Source organism: Galactobacter sp. (genome assembly GCF_022712295.1).
Classification (GTDB): Bacteria; Actinomycetota; Actinomycetes; order Actinomycetales; family Micrococcaceae; genus Galactobacter.
Window position 1 is genome coordinate 1 of the sequence record NZ_JALAGT010000025.1, and the last position, 7,516, is coordinate 7,516.

Consider the following 7,516-nt stretch of genomic DNA (forward strand, 5'->3'; position numbering starts at 1 on the left):
CCCCCCGCCCCCCCCCCCTCCCCCCGGGGGCGCCCCCCTCCCCCACCCTCGTGGGGGGGTGTTTTTGTCGCCCCACCAACCAACCCCCACCGCCGTCGGCCGTGTGTGAAAACATTCCATCAGTAGGTCATAGCCCACACGAACTCGTGAAAGGTCTTCCATGTCTCTGTCCTTGCCCGCGCTGGCCGCCAACGTCGATTGGTCCATTCGGATCCTCGACGCCACGTCGGGGGAGGTGCTCGCGGAGGAGACGGCAACCAAACGGCTGAAGACCGCCAGCATCGGCAAGATCTTCCTGCTGATCGAGGTGGCCCGCCGCCTCGAGGACGGCCGGCTCAAGGCCCACGAACGCATCGAGGTGCTTGACGAGTTCTTCGTCGAGGACTCCGGGCTGCTCTACCGGATGTCGGATCAAAACCTCACCATCGAGGATGCCGCCCTGTTCGTCGGCGCATTCAGCGACAACCTCGCCACCAACGCGCTCATCCACGCCTGTGGGCTGGACAACGTCGTGGCCGTGGCAAAGGGCCTGGGCTACGAGAACACCACGCTGCTGGATTACATCCGCGACGACCGCGGCGATCCGAACTTGCCGTGGACCTCCTCGTATGGCACCGGCGCCGAGCTCTCCGACGTGATCCGTCGACTGGGGGAGGGCGACGGCGAGGCGGCGCGGGCCGCCGGAGCCGACGCCGATGCGTCGGTCATCACCGATGCCGTGCGTGCGCGCGTACTCGGTTGGCTCGCGGCCAACGCGGACACCTCCATGGTGGCCTCCGCCTTCCTGCTCGACCCGCTGGCGCACGTGGAACGCGAATACCAGGGCTTGCTGCTGCGCCACAAGACCGGCGCCATCTCCACGGCCCGCATCGACGTGGGTCACCTCTCCGGGCCGCGCGGATCCATCGCCTACGCGGTGGGCGCCAACTGGGACGACGCGGACGAGGCCGGCCTGGACCTGCGCGCCACCGTGGAGTCATCGATGGCGCAGATCGGTGAGCAGATCCGCGCCTGGGTGACAGGCCTGGACAGGGCCGACGGGCGGGTGGCGCCCGCGGCGCCCGCGGCGCCCGCGGCGCCTTCCGACGGGTCGGAAGGCGAGGCAGCCAAGTGAGCAACGTCGTCGGGCAGGTGGAGGTCACGCGGCTGGACGCCGTGTCAGGACTGGAATGGACCGTGCTGCGAGGCGGCCGTGAGGACGTGATGCGAGCGCTTGGCCGCGAACATGCGGACGACATCCGTGCGTGGCGAGACCTGGACGGGGGAGCATGGGCGCGTCAGGTCACCCGAACGTCCGGCGTCGCGGCGGATCGATTCCATGCCGTGATGGAGTCCAGCCGGGTGTTGCTGCCCGTCGAGTCCGCGGAGATCGACCTCATTGCCGAGGGCGCCGGACTGCCTGCCGAGGACCTGTGGGCCATCAACCTGCGCGGAGACCTCGGCGATGACGGCATCGGGTGCTCCGACGTCTGCGCGGTTCCGCACGACGGCGTGGTCATGGGGCACAACGAGGACGGCGACGGGGAGGTGCGTGGCCTGGTCCGGCTCGTGACGCTGGACATCGAGGACGACCCCACCGTCACCGTGGTCTGGTACCCGGGAATGTTGCCTGCCAACTCGTTCGTCACGACGTCGGCCGGCCTGAGCTTCGGATGCGACCACGTCCCGGTACCGCGCGCGCTGCTGGCCGGGGCGGGTCGCCACCTGGTGGCCAGGCACGCGCAGCGACAGACGTCCGGGGAGGATGCGCGCGACGTGCTCTCTTCGGTGCCGTGTGCAGGTGGATTCGCGTTCGACGTGGCCGACGGTCCTGGTGCCCGCGGCGACCTCGTCGAGAACGCCGCCGGTCACGTGGCCGTCTCCGGGGCAGGCGGCGCCGAGTCGCCCCTGCGACACACGAACCACATCACGCTCGTGGATACGTCCTTGGAGGCGCTGACCGTCCCGGCCGCTCGGCTGGATGAGAGCCTGACCCGTGGAGCCGCGCTGGAGGAACACTCCGGGGTGGTGGACTCTCCGGAGGCGGCGTTGTCCGCGCTGCGTGCGCCCGGCGTGCTCAACACTTCCGATGGTCTGCACACCTTCGTCTCCGTGGTCGTCGACACCGCAGCGGACAAGGTCCTGGTGCAGGGCGACCCGGGCGACGACGCGGAGGTCTGGGAGGGACGGCTCTCCGCCTTTGCCCGCGGTGAGCGGGTGCCTGCGTGAGCACGCCCGTCTCCTACGCGGCCGCCGAAGCCGGGCTGACGGACCTGGAGGAGCGCTACGGCCTGCGCTTCTCCGCCAAGGTCGTCGACGTGTTCGGTGGGACGGTCGAGCTGCAGCACGCGCCTGAAACGGTGCTGAACACCGCGAGCGTGGGCAAGGTCTTCCTGCTTCACCGGCTGCTGGCCGAGGTGGATACCGGGACCCGTTCCCTGGAGGAGCGCGTCACGCGTAGGCCCTCGGAGCTGATCGACAACTCGGGGCTCTGGTACCTGCTGCAACAGGACACCCTGAGCCTCTACGACGTGGCCGCGCTGGTCGGAGCCTACAGCGACAACACCGCGACCAACACCCTGGCCCGGGTCGTGGGGTTGGACGCGGTCGCTGAGCACACGCGGGCGCTCGGCTACACGGCGTCCGGGCTGGATGACTGTGTCCGTTGGCCCATTCCGCCGGGTGCGCCCTCACGGCTGTCGCACGGTTCCGCCGAGGAACTGGCGGACTTCTGTGCGCGGCTGGCTCGGCGGGAGGGGCTGTCCTCCGCGTCGGTGGATGTGCTGACGCGGTGGCTCGGCGCTGGTGCCGATCTGTCCATGGTGGCCTCGGCCTTCGGGCTGGACCCTTTGGCTCATGCCGAGTTCGACAGAGGGTTGTGGGTCTGGAACAAGACGGGAACCCTCACCTCGGTCCGTGCGGACATCGGTGTGGTCATGAACCACGACCGGGGGCTGGCGTACGCGGTGCTGGCTCAATGGCCCAGTGTGTTGAACGGTGACGGGCCGGATGCACGGCCGGAGGTGCGTGACGACGTGCTGGCTTCGATGTGCCACGTCGGGGAAGCCATGCGCGCCGACCTGGCCACGGGCGCCTGAGGTCCGATCTGGAGGACGCCGCGGTTCGGTAGCGTTCGATGGCACAGAGCCATTGGCTGCCTACCTGAACCATCAGAGCCACCGCTGGACCCAGCCGCACCCACACCACACGGCGATACCGGACCAAGATGGCGATGTCTTGCCTTGGGCCGAGAAACGGATCTCTGAATCCGATCAAGTATTGATGGGGATATTGGCCCCCGTTGTTGTCGAGGAATCCTTGGTGGGGCGTGGGACTGATCCTGTCCTGGTTGTGACCGGAGCCGGTGTGAAGCCGTCCGCATAATAACGGTATTGAAGGACTTGAATTCGGATCACGATGAATTGGTCTGTGGTGCGCCTCGGTTCTGGCAGGTGAATGCCGAGATCTGAAGTGGTCAGGCGGCCGATTCGGGACCGGGGCCGAGCCGTCTCGACTGTGTGACGCACCCCTCTTTGTAACGAATGTATAACACTGTCACTTCGCATGTGCCGTATGGGAAGCGCGCGGTTGCAGGAGCCTCAGAGCCGCGGAAAACCGCGGATCCTGGTTTGTAGTTACCGACGCGTCACTGTCTATAGTTGTTGAGCTGCGTGGTGCCGTGTGTCATGCGCCGGGCAATCGATGATGGTTGCCCGTGCACCGCTGGAAGCCCGTGCCGCTCTCCATTCGGATTGCAGTGGCGACGGGTCCACGCCCCTTAGCGGGTGTAGCGACCAGCAGGTATTCGGTCCCGGAGGGTCTGGTTGAGGAGGGCATGTTTCGCTGCCGAATCATGTGGTCCTTGAATGATTTTCCGAGCAGCGTGGAGTTATTGGTCTAGCAAAGGATGATGCGTGCATAACGGTGTCGAATTGATGGAACTCAACGGGTGGCTGATCGTCGCCCTGTTGGTGGTTTTCTTCGGTGGAAGCCTGTACATGTCCATGCGGATCGGTAGGAAGAAGGAGAACGCCGACGGTTACATGACCGGCGGTGGAAAGATCGGCTTCGGCATCTCGGCGGCCTCCATGACCGCGACCTGGATCTGGGCCTCCTCGATGTACGCCTCCGCCACGTCGGGCTACACCTACGGCGTCTCCGGCCCCATCCACTACGGCCTCTGGGGCGCACTGATGATCCTGTTCATCTACCCCTTCGGCCGACGGATCCGCGCCGTGGCCCCGAACGCGCACACCATTGCCGAGGTCATGTACGCCAGACACGGACGTTCCAGCCAGCTGATGCTGGCGGGTTCCAACGTGCTCGGCAGCCTGATCAGTCTCACCACCAACCTCATTGCCGGTGGCGCACTGATCTCCATGCTCTCCCCGTTCAGCTTCGGCCAGGGCATCCTCTTCATCGCGGCCGGCGTGCTGCTCTACACGTTGTGGTCCGGCTTCCGTGCCTCTGTGCTCACCGACTTCGCTCAGGTGCTCGCCATGCTCGGTGCCGTGGTGATCGTCATCCCGACCGTGTTCTTCATGGCAGGCGGCCCCAGCATGTTCACCGAGGGCGCCGCGAACCTGACCGCGCAGCAGTCCAACTTCTTCTCCTCGGACGCCTTCCTGGAACAGGGTGCCCCCTACATCGCCGCGGTGCTGGCGTATGCGATCGGCAACCAGACCATCGCGCAGCGCCTCTTCGCGGTGCGTGAGGACCTGATCAAGCCGACCTTCATCACGGCCACCATCGGCTATGGGGCCACCGTGATCGGTGTCGGCATGATCGGTGTCATGGCCCTCTACCTTGGAGTCAAGCCTGCAGGCGGGGACACCAACAACCTCATGCCTCAGATGGCCGTGACCTACCTGGGGCCGGTGCTGATCTGCCTGTTCTTCGTGATGATCATCGGATCGCTCTCCTCGACGGCGGACTCCGACCTGGCCGCTTTGGCGTCCATCATGATGACGGACATCTATGGCCGCGGGAAGTCGGGCAAGAAGCCCAACCCCAAGACCATGGTCCTCATCGGTCGCATCACCATGATCGTGGCGATGGCGGCTGGACTGTACTTCGCCACCGGACAGATGAACATCCTCGACATGCTCGTCTTCGTCGGCGCGCTGTGGGGCTGCCTGGTCTTCCCTGTCATCGCCAGCTTCTACTGGCCCAAGGTCACGAACCTGGCGTTCACGGTCTCCGTGCTGGTGGCCATGGCGGTCTTCCTGCCGGTGCGCTTCGGCTGGATCCCCCTGAACGGGTTCGCGGGCATCATCGTGGACGTGCTCAACGTGATCGGGATCGGTGTGATCATCGGGCTGATGGCCTTCGGGTTCTTCGGCAAGAAGGTCGCGCTGTGGGCCGGTGCTGTCGCGGCAGTTGCGAGCACTCCGATCGTGATCGGATTCCTGCACCAGTACGAGACGCTCTCCGGATCGCTGGTGGCCTACGCCGTCAGTGCGGCGGTCTGTTACTTCATGTCCTTCAGGTCCAAGAAGAACTTCGACTTCTCCGTGCTGGCGGCGAAGACCGGAAGTTTCGACGTCGCGAGTGCCGAACACCCGGAGGAGTTCGCAGGACAGCTGCAGGGTGAGGGTGACAACGACCCGGACGACGACCTGGATGCAGACAAGGAACCGGCACGCTGAGCGCCGAATCCGTCTCATCACCATTTTCCCGAACCTGTAAGGAGCAATCATGTCGGTCTTCATGCTGACCCTCTACGTCCTGATCTGGCCCGTCATCGTCGCCGGAACCCTTTTCGTGATCGCCAAGGCCTTCTTCAAGGAACTGCGCCAGGCCAAACGCGAGGGCCGAACCATCATCTGATGGCGGCGCCGGCCCGCTGAAGTTCATCCCCCGTTCGCTTCGGATGACACCGTAATTCATCGGTTCACAGGACGCGCTTCATCCTTGCTGCCCACTCTGGATCCTGTCATCGCATGCAGGGCGCCCCCGCACCCGCATGCCACATCAGGCTCGCAGGCCACCCAAGGTGATGCGGGCCATCGAGGCAGGAGACGCATCCGTGCATCTGAAACGCTCACTTCTCACCGGACTGGCCTGCGCCACGGCGCTCGGATTGGGGGTCGCGGCGCCGGCGCAGGCCGCGGTGTCGGCGGCGGACATCACCGACCACGGCGGGGCTCGACACAACGACGGCGACCAGACCGAGGCCCTGAAGCAGGCCATCGACGGCAGCACCGCCAAGAATGTCATCCTGGTCATCGGCGACGGCATGGGCGACTCCGAGATCACCTCGGCCCGCAACTACGAACACGGCGCCAACGGTGAATTCCCGGGCATCGATGCGCTTCCCGTCACGGGGCAGTACACAACCTTCTCCCTGGACAAGACCAACGGTAAGCCGGATTACGTGACGGACTCCGCGGCCTCGGGCTCCGGGTGGGCCACGGGCACCAAGACGTACAACAACGCGATCTCGGTGGATATCGACGGCAAGGCCCAGGACTCCCTGCTGGAACTGGCCAAGACCAAGGGCCTCAAGACCGGAAACGTTACGACCTCCGAGATTCAGGACGCCACCCCCGCCGTGCAGGCCTCCCACGTGAGCCAGCGCTCCTGCTATGGCCCGAAGGTCACGCTGGAGAAATGCCCGGAGAACGCCCTGGAGAACGGGGGAGCGGGCTCCATCACCGAGCAGCTGATCAACACACGGGCCGACGTCACCCTCGGAGGAGGCGCCGCGACCTTCGCGGAGAAGGCCACCGCAGGGGATTACAAGGGCAAGACCCTGTTGTCCCAGGCCCAAGAGCGTGGCTACAACGTCGTCAAGACCGCCCCGGAACTCGACGGGATCACCACGGCCGATCAGGACGAGCCGGTGCTCGGCCTCTTCGCCGACGGCAACCTGCCGGTCGGACTCTCCGGACCCAAGGCCACCCGTGACGGCGGCGGTGAGCCCGCTGCGCAGTGCACGCAGAACGCCGACTTCACCAAGGAAACTCCGCGACTGGCCGCGATGACGTCCAAGGCCATCGACCTGCTCAAGGGCTCCGATGACGGCTTCTTCCTGCAGGTGGAGTCGGCCTCCATCGACAAGGAGGACCATGCGGCCAACCCGTGCGGTCAGATCGGTGAGGCCGTGCAGCTGGACGAGGCCGTCCAGGAGGCCCTCGAGTTCGCGAAGCAGGACAAGGACACCCTGGTGGTCGTCACTGCTGACCACGCGCACTCGTCGCAGATCGTCTACCCGGGTGAGACCACGTTGGGTCTGACCCGCACCATCCTCACGAAGGAAGGCCAGCCCATGACCATCGCCTATGGCACTGCGGACGAGGGTGGCTCCCAAATGCACACGGGCAGCCAGCTGCGCATTGCGGCCTATGGGCCGCAGGCGGCCAACGTGTCCGGGCTGACGGATCAGACCGACCTCTTCTTCACGGTCCAGCATGCACTCGGACTGCCGGAGACCGCGGATCTGCCGGGTGACCCGCAACCTGCCGACCCCAGCGATCCTGCCGACCCCAGCGATCCTGCCGACCCCAGCGATCCTGCCGACCCCAGCGATCCTGCC

The 7,516-nt window shown here is 65.8% G+C and carries 6 protein-coding genes; all 6 read left to right on the forward strand.

The genetic code is table 11. The features are described 5' to 3' along the window. Nucleotides 1-160: 160 nt before the first annotated feature. Nucleotides 161-1,114, forward strand: a complete 954-nt coding sequence (locus Q0A15_RS01870) for a serine hydrolase (RefSeq protein WP_291277845.1) — start codon at nucleotides 161-163, stop codon at nucleotides 1,112-1,114. Continuing rightward, nucleotides 1,111-2,208, forward strand: a complete 1,098-nt coding sequence (locus Q0A15_RS01875; RefSeq protein ID WP_291277846.1) for a C45 family peptidase — start codon at nucleotides 1,111-1,113, stop codon at nucleotides 2,206-2,208. Before Q0A15_RS01870 ends, Q0A15_RS01875 begins: the two co-directional genes overlap by 4 nt. Continuing rightward, nucleotides 2,205-3,077 (forward strand): serine hydrolase, encoded by an 873-nt coding sequence (locus tag Q0A15_RS01880; RefSeq protein WP_291277847.1) that lies wholly within the window; start codon nucleotides 2,205-2,207, stop codon nucleotides 3,075-3,077. Before Q0A15_RS01875 ends, Q0A15_RS01880 begins: the two co-directional genes overlap by 4 nt. Before the next feature lie 837 nt (nucleotides 3,078-3,914). After that, the gene (locus Q0A15_RS01885) at nucleotides 3,915-5,627 is read left to right on the forward strand and encodes a sodium:solute symporter family protein (protein WP_291277850.1); all 1,713 of its coding nucleotides are present in this window, start codon (nucleotides 3,915-3,917) and stop codon (nucleotides 5,625-5,627) included. 49 nt (nucleotides 5,628-5,676) lie between these two features. Further along, on the forward strand, nucleotides 5,677-5,808 hold the full coding sequence (locus tag Q0A15_RS01890) for a putative transporter small subunit (protein WP_291277848.1): 132 nt from the start codon (nucleotides 5,677-5,679) through the stop codon (nucleotides 5,806-5,808). 136 nt (nucleotides 5,809-5,944) lie between these two features. Further along, the coding region (phoA, locus tag Q0A15_RS01895; protein WP_291277849.1) for an alkaline phosphatase at nucleotides 5,945-7,516 on the forward strand (1,572 nt) is incomplete at its 3' end.

Coding starts and splice junctions, on each gene's coding strand:
- Q0A15_RS01885 (WP_291277850.1), top strand. CDS start 3,915: ATGGAACTCAACGGGTGGCTGATCGTCGCCCTGTTGGTGGTTTTCTTC.
- Q0A15_RS01890 (WP_291277848.1), top strand. CDS start 5,677: ATGTCGGTCTTCATGCTGACCCTCTACGTCCTGATCTGGCCCGTCATC.
- Q0A15_RS01870 (WP_291277845.1), top strand. CDS start 161: ATGTCTCTGTCCTTGCCCGCGCTGGCCGCCAACGTCGATTGGTCCATT.